This is a genomic window from Roseateles violae, assembly GCF_030410485.1.
Lineage (GTDB): Bacteria > Pseudomonadota > Gammaproteobacteria > Burkholderiales > Burkholderiaceae_C > Roseateles_D > Roseateles_D violae.
Map to the genome: position 1 here is coordinate 601,998 of NZ_JAUHHC010000001.1, position 12,903 is coordinate 614,900.

Consider the following 12,903-nt stretch of genomic DNA (forward strand, 5'->3'; position numbering starts at 1 on the left):
AAACCCGGCCGCTGCGGGATGGCGCCATTCGCCCCGGCGCCGCAAACGGCTAGCGCCTCGCCTGCTGCAGGACCTCGCGTTGCCAGATCGGCCCCAGCTTCTTCGCCTCCCAGGCCCAGATCGCCGGCTGCACCAGGCGCGCCTTCGCGTACTGGGCCTCGTCGAGCAGGCCCTGGCGCAGCGGCTCGGGCAGGTTCAGCTGCGCGAGCCGTATCGGCCGCGCATAGCCGCGCGCCAGGTTCAGCTGGCCGGCGTCGCTGAAGATGAATTCGCGCACCAGCAGCGCCGCATTGGGATGCGGCGCATGGCGGTTGATGATGGGCGTGTAGCCGCTGGTGATCGAGCCGTCGGCCGGGATCAGCACCTCGTACTCGGGCGCGCCGCGCGCCAGCCGCGAGCGCATGCCCAGCGCCTGGAAGTCCCACAGCAGCAGCACATCGATCTCGCCGCGCTCCAGCAGCTTGAGCGAGGGCTGCTCGACGATCAGCCGGCCCTCGCGCTGCAGCCGCGCGAACTGCGCCAGCGCCGGCGTCAGCTGCGTCTCGCTGCCGCCCAGCGCGACCGCCGCGGCCAGCACCGCCGCATTGCCCTGGGCCGAGGAGCCGACATGGCCGATCAGCACCGTGTGGCTGCCGCCGAACAGCTCGGCCCAAGTGACCGGCGGCCGGGCGACGCGCTTCCTGTTGACGGCAAAGGCGATCGTGCCGGTATAGGCCAGCGCCCAGTAGCCGTCGGCGTCCTTGGCCCAGTCCGGGATCTGCTCCCACAGCGCCGGCTTGACCGGCAGGCTGACGCCGCGGCCGCGCGCGACGGCGGCGTATTCGAAGCCCACATCGCCGATGTCGACCGTGCCCTTGCGGCCGTCGGCCGCCATGCGCTCGATCTCCTCGGCGCTGCTCATGTTCAGGTCCTGGTGCTCGAGGCCGTAGAGCCGCTTCAGATCGGCCCAGGTCGCGCGCCAGTTGGCCCAGCCATCGGGCATGCCGACGCTGACAATGCGGCCCTCGGCACGCGCCGCCGCCTCCAGCGCGCGCCGATCCGCCGTCTGCTGCGCCAGCGCCGGTGCGCACAGCAGGGCAAGCAGCGCGGCGCGGCGCTGCATCAGCCGGGCGCCCCCGCCGCCTGCGCCAGCATCAGCCGGCTGACCATGGCCACCGGCGCGCTGCCATGGGCCAGAAAGGCCTCGTGAAAGGCCTTCAGCCGGAAGCGTTCGCCCTGCCGCGCCTTCAGCTGCTCGCGCAGCGCCAGGATCTCGGAGAAGCCGGCGAAATAGCTGCTCAGCTGCACCGAGCTGACCTGGGCGCGGTGCCATTTCTCGGTCGCCTCGGTCTTGGCCTGGAAGGCCTCGCGCTCGAGCAGCTGCTGCGCCTGCTGCTGCGTCATGCCCAGCACATGCACGCCGTGGTCGAGGATGGCGTTGCAGACCACGCGCAGATTCCACTTGGCGTACATCAGGCCCATCTCCGCTGCCCCGCCACCCCAGCCGCTCTCGATCATCATGCGCTCGGCATAGACGGCCCAGCCCTCGACCATCGCGCCATTGCCGAACAGCGCCTTGACCTTGGACGGCGACTTGTTCGCATGTAGCAGCTGCAGATAGTGGCCGGGAATCGCCTCGTGGATATTGAGGATCTGCAGCACCCAGTGGTTGTATTCGCGCAGAAAGGATTCGGCCTGCTCGGGCGTGTAGTCGTCCAGCGGGTCGACGTTGTAATAGGTGACGCCCTGCGGATCGAGCGGTCCCGGCGCGCTAATCGAGGCGCCGGCGACGCCGCGCATCCAGCTGGGCGTGGCGCGCACCAGCAGCGGCCGGCTCGGATCGAGGCTCAGCAGATCATGCTCCTCGACCCAGCGCGCCAACGCCGGGATCTGCGCCTTGATCTCCTCGACATAGGCAGCCGGCGCCACATGGCGCTCGGACAGCTTGTCGATCACGCGGGCGATCTTGTCCAGGCGCTCGGCCGGCGCCGGCTCGGCCGGGAACAGGCCGGGCCAGAGCTGGCCGGCCAGCCCGTCCATGCGCGCATGCAGCGCCTCCTTCTCTTCCAGCGCGCGGCGGTAGAGGGTGTCCGCATCGACGCTGGCCTGGATCTCGTAGCGGAACTTGGCCTCGAACAGCTCGCGGCCGATGCGCCAGCTGCGCCCGCCGCCGGCCGGGATGCCGGCCTCCAGCCGCTGCAGGCCGGCAATGAAGTCCTGCAGCGCGCGCAGGGCGGCCGCATTGTGGGCGGCGATGCGCGCGCGCTCTTGCTCGCCCAGGCCGGACTTGTCGAGCGCCTGCGGGATCTCGGTCCTGAAGGTCTCCAGCGCGCCCTGGTTCTGCTTGATCGCCAGGCGCAGATGGACCGGGCTGGGCTCGACCAGGCGCGCCAGCGCGGCGTGGTAATAGGCCGGCACCTGGCGCAGCCGCTGCTCGATCAGGGCCAGGCGCTGGGGCAGCGGCGCGAAGTCCTTGTGCAGCAGCTCGCCGAATGGCATCGCGACGTTATAGAGCGAGGCATCCCAGCGCTCGGCGCGCAGCTCGCGCTGCGCCCACACGAGGCCGCGCAGATGGTTGTCCAGCAGGGCCAGGTCGCCCTGCTGCGCCTCGTTCAGCGGCAGGCGCTGCGCCAGCTGCTGCAGGCGAGCGATCCAGCGCTCGCCGAAGCGCACCAGCGCCTGGCCGGCCGCCTCGGTCGGCGCCGGCAGCCGCGCGGCGGCCGCGTATTCGCCGGCCTGCACCGCGGCGTCGGGCTGCAGCGACCAGTAGGCCTTCAGAAAGGCATCGATCTCGGCCTCGAAGTCCGCTTGCGTGGAAGCGGCCAGCGCCGGCCAAGGCATCAGCGGGGACAGCAGGCCGGCGGCCAGCAGGCGGCGGCGGCGTGGCGAAGGCAGGGCGGCCGCGCGGGCGGCATTCTTCTTGTGCATCGGGAACGGAAGCGGGGGCTTTGGGCGACCGCCGCATTGTGCGCCGCGCCGGCACGGGATAATGGGGAACAACCCTCATCCGTCCCTCATCGATCGATATCACGGAGCAGCACCGCATCCATGCCCATGCCATTGAGTCGACCGCGCGCCGCCCTCGTCCTGCTGGCGGCCCTCTTTCTGGGCGGCTGCGGCCTGTTCAAGAACAAGCAGGAAGAGGCGGCGGGCGGGCCGATGGCGGTCTACCAGCGCGAGCGCTTCCAGTCCGACGAGACCTTCTCGCGCCTCTTCGATGCCGGCCTCGACGACACCTGCGAGGCCGCGCGCCGCGCGCTGCTCAGCGCCGGCTATGTGATCAACCAGATGCAGCCGGGCCAGATCAGCGGCAGCAAGCGCTTCCAGCCCGAGGGCGAGACCCATGTGGAGATCAGCTTCACCATCGTCTGCGTGCCCGACGGCAAGAACGGCGAGCTGACCACCGCCTATGTGTCGGCGCTGCAGGACCGCTATGCGGTCAAGCGCAGCACCAACTCCACCAGCATCGGCGTCAGCGCGATCGGCTCGATCTCGGTGCCGCTGTCCTCGACGCAGGAATCGCTGGTCAAGGTCGCCTCGGAGACGATACCGGCCGGCCAGTTCTACGACCGCTTCTTCGCGCTGATGCAACACATGCTGCGCGAGCAGCGCGCCGACCAGTAGCGCCGCGGCCGCCGGCCTGGGCATACTGTGTCCGGCCATCTGGCCTGATCCGATACGAGGTCCTATGCAAGTCTTTCGCGGCGCATTGCTCGGCTTTCTTCTCGCGGGCCCGGCCTGGAATGCGGCGGCCGCTGCCGGCTGCGAGGCGCGCGATCTCGGCTTCGAGCGTCCCGAGGTCGGCTGGACGCACACGCCGCTGTCCAAGCTGAAGAACGACACCGTCTACACCCTGCTGCCCGACGGCGAGCGCCGCGGCGTGCTGCGCGCCAGCGCCGATCGCTCGGCCTCGCTCTACGCGGCCCGGCTGCAGCCGGCACTGGCGATGCCGCTGACCCTGAGCTGGGAATGGAAGACCGATGCGCTGGTCGAGCGCGCCGACAACCGCGTCAAATCGCGCGAGGACGCGCCGCTGCGCATCGTCGTCTCCTTCGGCGGCGACCCGGCCACTTTGCCGGCGGACGAGCAGAAGCGCTTCAAGCGCGCCAAGAAGCTCAGCGGCAAGGACATTCCCTATGCGGTGCTGATGTACATCTGGAGCGACTTCGTGCCGGTCGGCACGGTGATTCCGTCCGCCCATACCAGCCAGGTCAAGATGCTGGTGGTCGCCTCCGGCCGCGAGGGCCTCGGCACCTGGCAGTCGCTGCAGCGCAATCTGGCCGAGGACTACCGGCTCGCCTACGGCGGCGAGGCCGGCCCGGTGACCGGCATCGCGGTGATGACCGACACCGACAACACCGGCGGCAAGGCGGTCGGCGACTACGCCCATCTGCGGCTCGCCTGCGCCGCCGGCTGATGGCTCGATGGCTCGCGCGCCTCGCCGGCACCACCACCATCATGTCTACGTCGTCGAGCTGAGCGAACGCGTCTGGAACGAGCCGGCCTTCCGCCGCGCCAATCCCGAGCACGACATCCTCAAGCCCTGCGTCTACGTCGGCATGACCGGCCTGGACCCCGACCTGCGCTTCGACCGCCATATGGCCGGCGTGCAAGCCAACCGCTTCGTGCTGAAGTACGGCCTGCGCCTGCTGCCCCAGCTCTACGAGGTCTACAACCCGATGCCTTACGAGGCCGCGCGCGAGATGGAGGTCGAGCTGGCGATTGCGCTGCGCGAGGCCGGCTATGCGGTCTGGCAGGCCTAGCAGGCCGGAGCAAAACTACTGCGGCGACCCGCTGCGTCGTTGCGCGGTGCTCGGAATCCTCACGTACAGGAAGTACGTTCCGGTTCCTGCGCTCCGGGCGCCTAGCCGCGGGCCGTCCTCGCTACGTTTTTCACCGGCCTGCTAAAGGTGGGGCGGCCTGCATCAGCGCCCGCAGCCTGTCCAAGGTGTCGGCCTCGTGCAGCGGCTTGTCGTCGCGGATGCGCAGCATGCGCGGGAAGCGCACCGCGATGCCGCTCTTGTGCCGCGTGCTGGCCTGGATGCCCTCGAAGCCGAGCTCGAACACCAGGCTGGGCCGCAGGCGCCGCACCGGGCCGAACTTCTCGACCGTGGTCTGGCGCACCAGGCGGTCGACGCGACGGATCTCCTCGTCGGTCAGGCCCGAATAGGCCTTGGCGAAGGGCACCAGGGCCAGCTCGCCGCCCGCCTCGTCCAGCGCCGCCGCCGCCTCGGCCGCATCGCGCGGCGCGCGGTTCCAGACGGCGAAGCTGTAGTCGGTGAACAGATTGGCGCGCCGGCCATGGCCGGCCTGGGCGTAGATCAGCACCGCGTCGACGCTCAGCGGCGCGACCTTCCATTTCCACCAGGCGCCGACGGTGCGGCCGATGCCATAGGCCGAGTCGCGGTGCTTGAGCATCAGGCCCTCGACGCGGCGCTCGCGCGAGCGCTCGCGGGCGCCGGCCAGCGTAGCCCAGTCGGCGGCCTCGACCAGCGGCGAGACCGCCATCCCCAGTCCTTCCAGGCGCTCCAGCCGCGCGCGGCGCTGCCGCAGCGGCTCCTGGCGCCGGTCCTCGCCCTCGCTCTCCAGCAGGTCGTAGGCCAGCAGCCGCACCGGCGCCTCGGCGAGGATGGTCTTGGACAGCCGGGTGCGGCCGATGCGCTTTTGCAGCAGGGCGAACGGCGCCGGGTGATCGTCGCCAGGGCGCCAGGCCAGCAGCTCGCCGTCGACGACGGTGCCATCGGGCCAGCTGCTGGCCGCCAGCGCGACCTCGGGGAAGCGCTCGCTCACCAGCTCCTCACCGCGCGACCAGATCCAGACCTGACCCTCGCGCTTGACGACCTGGGCGCGGATGCCGTCGTACTTCCACTCGGCCAGCCAGTCGCCGCGCTCGCCCAGCGAGGCCGCCGGCTCGCCCGGCAGCGCATGGGCAAGGAAGAAGGGATAGGGCTGGCCGCCGCGCGCGCCGCCAGCGTCTTCCGGTCGATCGCCGAACAGCGCCTCGAAGCGCGCCGCCGTCGGCGGCGTGTCGATATCGGTATAGCCCATCATCCGCTGCGCGATGGTGGCGAGGTCGCGGCCCGACCATTCGGCCAGCGCGCGCTGCACCAGCAGCTTGCTGACGCCGACGCGGAAGCCGCCGCCGACCAGCTTGACGAACATGAAGCGCTCGTCGGCCGACAGCCCGCGCCAGGCGGCCAGCACCGCCTCGCGCCGCGCGGCCGCGTCGAGCGCGCGCAGCGGCAGGATGCGCCGCTCCATCCAGTCGGCCAGCGGCTCGTCGAGCCGGTCCTCGGGATCGGGCAGCACATAGGCGATCGCCTCGGCCAGGTCGCCGGTGGCTGCGTAGCCGGCCTCGAACAGCCACTCGGGCAGCGCGGCCGCCTCGCAGGCCAGCGCGCGCAGCTCCCTGGTCGGCACCGCGCGGCGCGGCGAGCCGCCGGCCAGCAGGTAGACAGCCCAGGCCGCGTCGCGTGCCGGCGCGGCGGCCAGATAACGCTTCAGCGCGGCCACCTTGGCCAAGGTCGAGGTGCTGGCATCGAGCGCCAGATAGAGCGCGACAAAGCCCTTCATGCGGCGCCTTCCGCGCCCTGCTGCGCCTCGTCGCCGAACTCGGTGGCCAGCGCCTCGGCCGCCAGGCCGCGCTCGCCCAGATAGCGCACCAGCGCATCCTCGTCCCCATGCGTGACGATCACGCGCCGGGCCCCGCTGGCCGCTATCGCTGCCAGCAGGCCCGGCCAGTCGGCATGGTCGCTGAAGACGAAGCCGCGATCGACGCTGCGGCGCCGGCGCGCGCCGCGCAAGCGCATCCAGCCGCTGGCGAAGGCGTCGCTGTGCGGGCCCAGCGCCCGCGCCCAGCGGCTGTCCTGCACGGCCGGCGGCGCGATCACCAGCGCGCCGCGCAAGGCCTTGAACTTCGTTTCCGGCGTGACCGTCTCGGCCGCGGGCAGGGCGACGCCGGCCTCGCGGTAGGCGGCGTTCAGCCGCGCGACGGCCGGGTGCACCAGCACCGGCCCGGGCGCATCGGGCGTCGCCAGGCCGGCCAGCAGGCGCTGCGCCTTGCCCAGGCTATAGCCCATCAGCAGCGCATGCCGGCCCTCGGCCGCGCAGCCGGCCCACCAGGCCCGCATCTCCTCCAGCACCTCGGCCTGCGGCGCCCAGCGGTAGATCGGCAGGCCGAAGGTGCTCTCGCTGATGAAGACCTCGCAGCGCACCGGCTCGAAGGGCGCGCAGGTGGGGTTGCTGTCGCCGGCGCCGCTGACGAAGTAATCGCCGGCGACGACCCAGACCTCGCCGCGCTGCTCGATGCGGATCTGCGCCGAGCCCAGCACATGGCCGGCCGGATGCAGGCTCACCGTCACCTCGCCGATGCGGCGCGACTCGCCGTAGGCGATGCCCTCCAGCAGCGCCTCGTCGCCCAGCCGCGCGCGCATCAGGCCCAGCGCATCGCGCTGCGCCAGATAGGCGCCATGGCCCGGGCGGCAATGGTCGCCATGCGCATGGGTGATCAGCGCGCGCTCGACCGGCAACCAGGGATCGATGTAGAAGCCGCCGGGCTCGCAGAACAGGCCCTGCGGGCGGCGCGTGACCAGATCAGCAGCCATCGCTGCATGGTGCCCGATCGCGGCCGCCGCCGGTGTAGGCCGCGGCCTACGGCAGGCCGGGCCGACCACCGACCGAGGCGGCATCGCGGCCTGGCTAGAGTGATCTGACGACGGCGCGCGATCCCGCGGCCGGGCTCGCACATGGAGGCTCTCTATGTCCTTCGTCCTCTACATCCTCGGACTCGCGGTCCTGCTCGGCGGCCTCGCCTGGGGCCTGTCGGTCGCCGGCCTGGGCACGACCTATATCGCCATCGTCTGTCTGATCGTGCTGGGCATCGGCATCATGATGGCCGTCTCGCGCACCCGCGCCAAGGATCCACCGGCCTGAGCTGCCTCGGCTACCCGCCCGGCGGCGCATAGCGCTCGTTGACCTGCTGCTCGGTCAGCATCGTCGTTTGATTGGCCAGGCGTGCTCAGCCAGCAGCGGCCCGCCGCCCCAGCGCCGGCAGAAGCCGCAATGGCAGACGCCGATCTCGCGCGCATCGGGACAGCTGAAGCGGACGGCGCCGCACAGGCAATGACCTTGCATCGGTAATCCTCCGGCAGTCGATCGAGCGGATTGCAGCCTTGGCGCCCGGCGCTGTCAAGCCGGCTCAATGCCGCCGCGCCGTGTCCGCCGCCTCCAGCGCACGCTCCAGCAGCAGCGCGCGCTCGCGCGCATTGCGGGTCAGCGCGGCGGCGCGTTCGAACTCGCCGCGCGCCTCGGCGCGCCGGCCCAGCTTCAGCAGCAGGTCGCCGCGCACGCTGGGCAACCAGTGGTAGCTCCTCAGCTGCGGATGCGCGGCCAGGCCCTCGACCAGCTCCAGCGCCGCCGCCGGCCCGAAGGCCATGCCGACGGCCACCGCCCGGTTCAGCTCGACCACCGGCGAGGGTGCGATCTGGGCCAGCGCGTCGTAGAGCGCGACGATCTCCGCCCAGTCGGTGTCCTCGGCGCGGCGCGCGCGCGCATGGCAGGCGGCGATCGCGCCCTGCAGGGCATAGACGCCCAGGGCCGCGCGGCCGCCGACCAGCGCCTCGGCGCGCGCCAGAGCGGCCAGGCCGCGGCGGATCAGCAGCGGGTCCCAGCGCCCGCGGTCCTGGTCCAGCAGCAGCACCGGGCGGCCGCTGGCATCGAGCCGGGCACGGCTGCGCGAGGCCTGGATCTCCATCAGCGCCAGCAGGCCGTGCACCTCGGGCTCGTCGGCGGCGAGTTCGGCCAGCACGCGACCCAGGCGCTGCGCCTCCTCGCACAGCGCCGGGCGCATCCAGTCCTCGCCGGCGGTGGCCGAGTAGCCCTCGTTGAAGATCAGGTAGATCACCTCCAGCACCGAGGCCAGGCGCTGGTCGCGGTCCGCGCCGCGCGGCACCTCGAAGGGCACCTTGGCGGCGGCCAGGCTGCGCTTGGCGCGCACGATGCGCTGCGCGATCGTCGGCTCGGCGGCCAGGAAGGCGCGCGCGATCTCCTCGGTCGACAGGCCGCCCAGCAGGCGCAGGGTCAGCGCGACGCGCGCCTCGGTGGACAGCACCGGATGGCAGGCGGTGAAGATCAGGCTCAGCAGCTCGTCGCCGATATCGTCCTGCCGCGCCGCATCGAGCGCCGAAATGACGTCGTCAGCGAAGTCCGGCTGCCGATGCGTGCCCATCGCCTCCATGTCCTGACCCAGCTCCTCCTGCTTGCGCGCATGCAGCGCATGCTGGCGCAGGCGGTCCAGCGCGCGGTTCTTGGCCGTGGCCATCAGCCAGGCGCCGGGCTTGTCGGGCACGCCCTCGGCCGGCCAATGCTCGAGCGCCGCGACCAGCGCGTCCTGCGCCAGCTCCTCGGCCAGGCCGACATCGCGCACGATGCGCGCGACGCCGGCGATGATCTTGGCCGACTCGATGCGCCAGACCGCGTCGATCGCGCGCTCGGTCGCGGCGCGGTGCTCAGGCATCCTTGCCCGGATTGGCGGCGGCGCTGGCGTCCATATGCACCAGCTCCCAGACATGGCCGTCCGGGTCCTCGAAGCCATGCGCATACATGAAACCATGGTCCTGCGGCGCGCGCGGCGCCGTGCCGCCGGCAGCGACCGCCTTGGCCACCAGCGCGTCGACCTCGGCCCGGCTCGCGCAGGACAGGCAGACGATCACCTCGGTCGTCTGCCGCGCATCGGCGATCGGCTTGCCGGTGAAGCCCTGGAAGAAGTCCTCGACCAGCAGCATCGCGTAGAGGTTCTCGCCCAGCACCAGGCTGGCCCCCTTCTCGTTGGTGAAATGCGGATCGAACTCGTAGCCCAGCGCGCGGAAGAAGGCCTGCGAACGGGCCATGTCCTTGATGGGCAGGTTGACGAAGATCTGTTGGTGCATGCCTCGCTCCCGTTCAAACCTTGGGCTGGACCAGATGGATCAGATTGCCGCAGCCGTCCTCGAACATGATGCCGGCGATCGGCCCCATGTCCTGCACCTCGCCGCGGAAGACGACGCCGCGTGCGCGCAGGCGCTCGACCTCGCCGGCCAGGTCCTGCGTGATGAAGGCGGTGGCCGGGATGCCCGCCTCGTACAAGGCCTTCTGGTAGACCCGGGCCGGCGCGAAGCCCATGGGCTCCAGCGCCAGCTCGACGCCGTCCACCCCCTCGGGCGAGACGACGGTCAGCCAGCGGTACTGCGGGCCCATCGGGATGTCGGCCATCTTCGTGAAGCCGAGCTGCTCGGTATAGAAGCGCAGCGCCTTGTCCTGGTCGTCGACCATCACGCTGGCGATCTTGATCTGCATAGGGTTTCCTTGTTGTTGGTCTAGCGCTGTTCGGCCAGCGCCTTCAGCTTGGCCAGGCCGTCCTCGAAGTCCTTGCCGATCAGCTTGTCCATGTCGAAGAGCAGGCCCATCAGCTTGCTGATGTAGGGCGCCGGGCCCTGCATCGCCCAGCGGACCTCGGTGCTGCCGCCGGCCAGCGGGCGCAGCGTGAACTCGGCCTGGCTCTGCGTCTGCATCGGCTCGAGGAACTCCAGCCGCATCACCATCCGGCTCGGCGCCGTTACCTCGGTGATCTCCATGCTGCCGCTGCCGACTTCCTTGCTGACCCAGCTGTAGCGCGCGCCCGGGCCTTCGCTGTTGTTGCCGTAGCGGCCCTCGGTCGACGGGTCCTTGCGCAGCCAGGGGTTCCAGCGGTTGAACTGCTTCAGGTCCTGGATCAGGCCGAAGACCTTGTCGGGCGCGGCCTCGATGCGGGCACTGCGTTCGACGCGGAAGCTGTCGGGCCGGGTCGCCGCCACGCCCAGCAGGCCGAGGACGGCGACGAGCAGAACGATCAGGATCTTCTTCAGCATGGTGACCTCTCCGGGCTCAGGACTTCAAACCGGCGACAGCGCGCCGCCGGGTTCGAAGTCCTCCTGCTCGTAGAGCGGCCTGACCTCGATCTCGCACTCGTTGCCGCGGCCGAAGGGCGCCGGGAAGCGCCGCGCCCATTCCATCGCCTCTTCGCGGCTGCGCACCTGGATCAGCGTGTAGCCGGCCAGCAGTTCCTTGGTCTCGGCGAAGGGGCCGTCGATGATGCTGCGCTGGCCGTCGGCCGCGTAATGGATACGCCAGCCCTGGCGGCTGGGCCGCAGGCCGGCGCCGTCCAGCAGCACGCCGGCCTGAGCCAGCTCCTGGTGGTACGCATCCATCTGGTCCTTCAGCTGCTCCATATCGGCCGGCATCTCGCCCGCCTCGCTGATCGCCGTGGCCTTGACCATGATCATGAATCGCATCGCTTCTCTCCTGGTGTCGGGAGCCTTTCGTCGGCTCCTGTCTGCACGACGAACGGGCCGGGCCGGAATCGACAGCGGGGGCGAAGAATTTTTTGATCAGTCGTCGTAGCAAGGCCCGACCCCGCGCACCTCGATCGTCGCCCATTCGGCGGCCGGGCAGCTGGCGGCGATCGCCAGCGCCTCCTCGCGGGTCTCGCAGTTCAAGAGGAAGAAGCCGCCGACCATCTCCTTGGCTTCGGCAAAGGGGCCGTCGATCAGCGTCTGCCGGCCCTCGCGCTTCTGCAGGCGCACGGCCCGCCGGGTCGAGGCCAGCGAATTGCTCGCCTCCAGCACGCCGCGCTGCTGAAGCTCGGCGGTGAACTGCAGCATGCGCGCATAGACCTGCTCGCCCGCCTCGCGCCCGCGCTCGGCGCGCTGGCCGGTCGGTTCGAGAATCAACAGCATGTAGGACATCGGTGCTCCCTGCTTGCGCGTCTTGATGAACGGGCCGCATCCTAGCGCAGCGCCGCTCCGTCGCGCTGCAGTGCCCGGTACACCATCAGCGCCGCATAGGCATCGTTGGCCGCATACAGCAGCTGCCGCTCGCCGAGCCGCGGCAGGGCCCAGTTGGAGGTCGTCGTCTTCTTGGACTTGTGGAAGCGCAGCCCCAGCATCAGGCCCACCGCCGCGCGCACGCCGATCGACTTCGGATAGCCGAGCCGGCGGAACACGCCGTCCAGGTCCAGCACGGCGCGCATCGTCAGCCCGAAGCGCGCCTGAATCTGGCTGCGGTCGGACTGCAGGCCGAAGCCGACCTTGGTCAGCGACTCCGCCTCGAGCAGGCGGGTCAGCGCCGCCGTCGCGCCCTCGCGCTGTGGCTGGATGATGAAGGCCTTGTCGGCCAGCGCGAACTGCAGCACATGCGGCCCCTCGCTGGCCTGGCCCGCGGCAAAGGTCGGCTTGGCCTCGGTGTCGAAGCCGGCGACGCCGCTGGCCAGCAGCTCGTCGACGGCCGCCTCGAACTGCGCGGCCGTCCGCGGCACGACGATCTGCGCCAGGCCCAGGCCCTCGAACGGCGGCAGCAGCGCGGTCTCGTCCTTGGACGGCGCCGACAGGCGCCGCGCTTGCGGCTCGCCGCTCATTCGCCGGCCGCCGCGTGCAGGCCGCGCCGCTCATGCCATTCGGCCAGCGAGCAGTCCGGATAGGCGTCGAAGCGCGCATCGCCGGGCCGGCCCTCGGGCTCGGCCCAGGCCGCGCCCGAGCCCAGCATCATGTGCACGAAGGCCGGCGGCGTCGGCAGCGGCGTGTCGATCGCGCCGGCATGCGGGTGGATCAGCTCGGGCCAGCTCGGGTCGTAGAGCCACAGCGCGCTGCCGCAGCGCGCGCAGAAATGGCGCTGGCCGCTGCTGCTCTCGGTCTTGCCCTCGCGCTCGATCTGCGCCTGGTAGACGCGCAGATGGCGCTTGCCGCGGATCAGCTTGAACGTGCGGAAATCGGCGCCCAGATTGACCGCATAGCCGCCGCTGCCGGCCGTCTTGCGGCAGATCGCGCAGTAGCAGCGCATGAAGGGATAGGGCTCGGCCGACTCGACCGAGAACGCGATGGCGCCGCAGTGGCAGGAGCCTTCCAGATGCATGGG

General features: G+C 71.0%; 17 protein-coding genes. 4 read left to right on the forward strand and 13 right to left on the reverse strand.

From position 1 onward, the window contains the following. Nucleotides 1-49: 49 nt before the first annotated feature. Together QWJ38_RS02610 and QWJ38_RS02615 are read right to left on the reverse strand one after the other, a co-directional pair. Entirely contained in the window at nucleotides 50-1,102 is a 1,053-nt protein-coding gene (locus QWJ38_RS02610) for an ABC transporter substrate-binding protein (RefSeq protein ID WP_290357473.1), read from the reverse strand. Next, on the reverse strand, nucleotides 1,102-2,907 hold the full coding sequence (locus QWJ38_RS02615; RefSeq protein WP_290357474.1) for a DUF885 domain-containing protein: 1,806 nt from the start codon (nucleotides 2,905-2,907) through the stop codon (nucleotides 1,102-1,104). The genes QWJ38_RS02610 and QWJ38_RS02615 overlap by 1 nt, the downstream gene beginning before the upstream one ends. Before the next feature lie 126 nt (nucleotides 2,908-3,033). Between QWJ38_RS02615 and QWJ38_RS02620 the strand changes: the two genes are divergently transcribed. From QWJ38_RS02620 to QWJ38_RS02630, 3 genes are all read left to right on the forward strand, one after another. After that, nucleotides 3,034-3,603: a DUF2242 domain-containing protein gene (locus tag QWJ38_RS02620; RefSeq protein ID WP_290357475.1), complete on the forward strand. Its 570-nt coding sequence runs from the start codon at nucleotides 3,034-3,036 to the stop codon at nucleotides 3,601-3,603. 64 nt (nucleotides 3,604-3,667) lie between these two features. Further along, on the forward strand, nucleotides 3,668-4,396 hold the full coding sequence (locus QWJ38_RS02625) for a DUF3047 domain-containing protein (RefSeq protein ID WP_290357476.1): 729 nt from the start codon (nucleotides 3,668-3,670) through the stop codon (nucleotides 4,394-4,396). 7 nt (nucleotides 4,397-4,403) lie between these two features. Further along, the gene (locus tag QWJ38_RS02630) at nucleotides 4,404-4,742 is read left to right on the forward strand and encodes a hypothetical protein (RefSeq protein ID WP_290357477.1); all 339 of its coding nucleotides are present in this window, start codon (nucleotides 4,404-4,406) and stop codon (nucleotides 4,740-4,742) included. 130 nt (nucleotides 4,743-4,872) lie between these two features. On the opposite strand, the gene QWJ38_RS02635 is transcribed toward QWJ38_RS02630, so the two are convergent. Beyond that, nucleotides 4,873-6,552 carry an ATP-dependent DNA ligase gene (locus QWJ38_RS02635; RefSeq protein ID WP_290357478.1) on the reverse strand — a complete coding sequence of 560 codons (1,680 nt, stop codon included), beginning with the start codon at nucleotides 6,550-6,552 and terminating at the stop codon, nucleotides 4,873-4,875. Continuing rightward, nucleotides 6,549-7,583, reverse strand: coding sequence for a ligase-associated DNA damage response exonuclease (locus QWJ38_RS02640; RefSeq protein ID WP_290357479.1), 1,035 nt, complete (start codon nucleotides 7,581-7,583; stop codon nucleotides 6,549-6,551). Before QWJ38_RS02640 ends, QWJ38_RS02635 begins: the two co-directional genes overlap by 4 nt. A gap of 154 nt (nucleotides 7,584-7,737) precedes the next feature. Here QWJ38_RS02640 and QWJ38_RS02645 point away from each other — a divergent pair, with 154 nt between their 5' ends. Beyond that, nucleotides 7,738-7,911 carry a hypothetical protein gene (locus QWJ38_RS02645; protein ID WP_290357480.1) on the forward strand — a complete coding sequence of 58 codons (174 nt, stop codon included), beginning with the start codon at nucleotides 7,738-7,740 and terminating at the stop codon, nucleotides 7,909-7,911. A gap of 54 nt (nucleotides 7,912-7,965) precedes the next feature. On the opposite strand, the gene QWJ38_RS24075 is transcribed toward QWJ38_RS02645, so the two are convergent. The 9 genes from QWJ38_RS24075 to QWJ38_RS02685 form a co-directional block, all read right to left on the reverse strand. Next, nucleotides 7,966-8,112 carry a GFA family protein gene (locus QWJ38_RS24075; protein ID WP_491572018.1) on the reverse strand — a complete coding sequence of 49 codons (147 nt, stop codon included), beginning with the start codon at nucleotides 8,110-8,112 and terminating at the stop codon, nucleotides 7,966-7,968. Between the two features lie 64 nt (nucleotides 8,113-8,176). Then, the gene (locus QWJ38_RS02650) at nucleotides 8,177-9,493 is read right to left on the reverse strand and encodes an RNA polymerase sigma factor (RefSeq protein ID WP_290357481.1); all 1,317 of its coding nucleotides are present in this window, start codon (nucleotides 9,491-9,493) and stop codon (nucleotides 8,177-8,179) included. Continuing rightward, nucleotides 9,486-9,905 (reverse strand): VOC family protein, encoded by a 420-nt coding sequence (locus tag QWJ38_RS02655; protein WP_290357482.1) that lies wholly within the window; start codon nucleotides 9,903-9,905, stop codon nucleotides 9,486-9,488. The genes QWJ38_RS02650 and QWJ38_RS02655 overlap by 8 nt, the downstream gene beginning before the upstream one ends. Nucleotides 9,906-9,918: 13 nt before the next feature. Continuing rightward, nucleotides 9,919-10,311: a VOC family protein gene (locus QWJ38_RS02660; protein ID WP_290357483.1), complete on the reverse strand. Its 393-nt coding sequence runs from the start codon at nucleotides 10,309-10,311 to the stop codon at nucleotides 9,919-9,921. A gap of 20 nt (nucleotides 10,312-10,331) precedes the next feature. Continuing rightward, on the reverse strand, nucleotides 10,332-10,862 hold the full coding sequence (locus tag QWJ38_RS02665) for an SRPBCC family protein (RefSeq protein ID WP_290357484.1): 531 nt from the start codon (nucleotides 10,860-10,862) through the stop codon (nucleotides 10,332-10,334). Nucleotides 10,863-10,886: 24 nt separating this feature from the next. Beyond that, on the reverse strand, nucleotides 10,887-11,285 hold the full coding sequence (locus QWJ38_RS02670; protein WP_290357485.1) for a YciI family protein: 399 nt from the start codon (nucleotides 11,283-11,285) through the stop codon (nucleotides 10,887-10,889). A 96-nt stretch (nucleotides 11,286-11,381) separates the two neighbouring features. Next, nucleotides 11,382-11,738, reverse strand: coding sequence for a YciI family protein (locus QWJ38_RS02675; RefSeq protein WP_290357486.1), 357 nt, complete (start codon nucleotides 11,736-11,738; stop codon nucleotides 11,382-11,384). 41 nt (nucleotides 11,739-11,779) lie between these two features. Further along, nucleotides 11,780-12,406 carry a 3'-5' exonuclease gene (locus QWJ38_RS02680; protein WP_290357487.1) on the reverse strand — a complete coding sequence of 209 codons (627 nt, stop codon included), beginning with the start codon at nucleotides 12,404-12,406 and terminating at the stop codon, nucleotides 11,780-11,782. Beyond that, nucleotides 12,403-12,900: a GFA family protein gene (locus QWJ38_RS02685; RefSeq protein WP_290357488.1), complete on the reverse strand. Its 498-nt coding sequence runs from the start codon at nucleotides 12,898-12,900 to the stop codon at nucleotides 12,403-12,405. Before QWJ38_RS02685 ends, QWJ38_RS02680 begins: the two co-directional genes overlap by 4 nt. Between the last annotated feature and the right edge of the window lie 3 nt (nucleotides 12,901-12,903).

What these genes read in the sequence shown, in the direction of transcription:
- QWJ38_RS02665 (WP_290357484.1), bottom strand. Translation starts at nt 10,862, where the DNA reads ATGCTGAAGAAGATCCTGATCGTTCTGCTCGTCGCCGTCCTCGGCCTG.
- QWJ38_RS02640 (WP_290357479.1), bottom strand. Translation starts at nt 7,583, where the DNA reads ATGGCTGCTGATCTGGTCACGCGCCGCCCGCAGGGCCTGTTCTGCGAG.
- QWJ38_RS02630 (WP_290357477.1), top strand. Translation starts at nt 4,404, where the DNA reads ATGGCTCGCGCGCCTCGCCGGCACCACCACCATCATGTCTACGTCGTC.
- QWJ38_RS02680 (WP_290357487.1), bottom strand. Translation starts at nt 12,406, where the DNA reads ATGAGCGGCGAGCCGCAAGCGCGGCGCCTGTCGGCGCCGTCCAAGGAC.
- QWJ38_RS24075 (WP_491572018.1), bottom strand. Translation starts at nt 8,112, where the DNA reads ATGCAAGGTCATTGCCTGTGCGGCGCCGTCCGCTTCAGCTGTCCCGAT.
- QWJ38_RS02650 (WP_290357481.1), bottom strand. Translation starts at nt 9,493, where the DNA reads ATGCCTGAGCACCGCGCCGCGACCGAGCGCGCGATCGACGCGGTCTGG.
- QWJ38_RS02635 (WP_290357478.1), bottom strand. Translation starts at nt 6,552, where the DNA reads ATGAAGGGCTTTGTCGCGCTCTATCTGGCGCTCGATGCCAGCACCTCG.
- QWJ38_RS02675 (WP_290357486.1), bottom strand. Translation starts at nt 11,738, where the DNA reads ATGTCCTACATGCTGTTGATTCTCGAACCGACCGGCCAGCGCGCCGAG.
- QWJ38_RS02615 (WP_290357474.1), bottom strand. Translation starts at nt 2,907, where the DNA reads ATGCACAAGAAGAATGCCGCCCGCGCGGCCGCCCTGCCTTCGCCACGC.
- QWJ38_RS02655 (WP_290357482.1), bottom strand. Translation starts at nt 9,905, where the DNA reads ATGCACCAACAGATCTTCGTCAACCTGCCCATCAAGGACATGGCCCGT.
- QWJ38_RS02625 (WP_290357476.1), top strand. Translation starts at nt 3,668, where the DNA reads ATGCAAGTCTTTCGCGGCGCATTGCTCGGCTTTCTTCTCGCGGGCCCG.
- QWJ38_RS02670 (WP_290357485.1), bottom strand. Translation starts at nt 11,285, where the DNA reads ATGCGATTCATGATCATGGTCAAGGCCACGGCGATCAGCGAGGCGGGC.
- QWJ38_RS02610 (WP_290357473.1), bottom strand. Translation starts at nt 1,102, where the DNA reads ATGCAGCGCCGCGCCGCGCTGCTTGCCCTGCTGTGCGCACCGGCGCTG.
- QWJ38_RS02620 (WP_290357475.1), top strand. Translation starts at nt 3,034, where the DNA reads ATGCCATTGAGTCGACCGCGCGCCGCCCTCGTCCTGCTGGCGGCCCTC.
- QWJ38_RS02645 (WP_290357480.1), top strand. Translation starts at nt 7,738, where the DNA reads ATGTCCTTCGTCCTCTACATCCTCGGACTCGCGGTCCTGCTCGGCGGC.
- QWJ38_RS02660 (WP_290357483.1), bottom strand. Translation starts at nt 10,311, where the DNA reads ATGCAGATCAAGATCGCCAGCGTGATGGTCGACGACCAGGACAAGGCG.
- QWJ38_RS02685 (WP_290357488.1), bottom strand. Translation starts at nt 12,900, where the DNA reads ATGCATCTGGAAGGCTCCTGCCACTGCGGCGCCATCGCGTTCTCGGTC.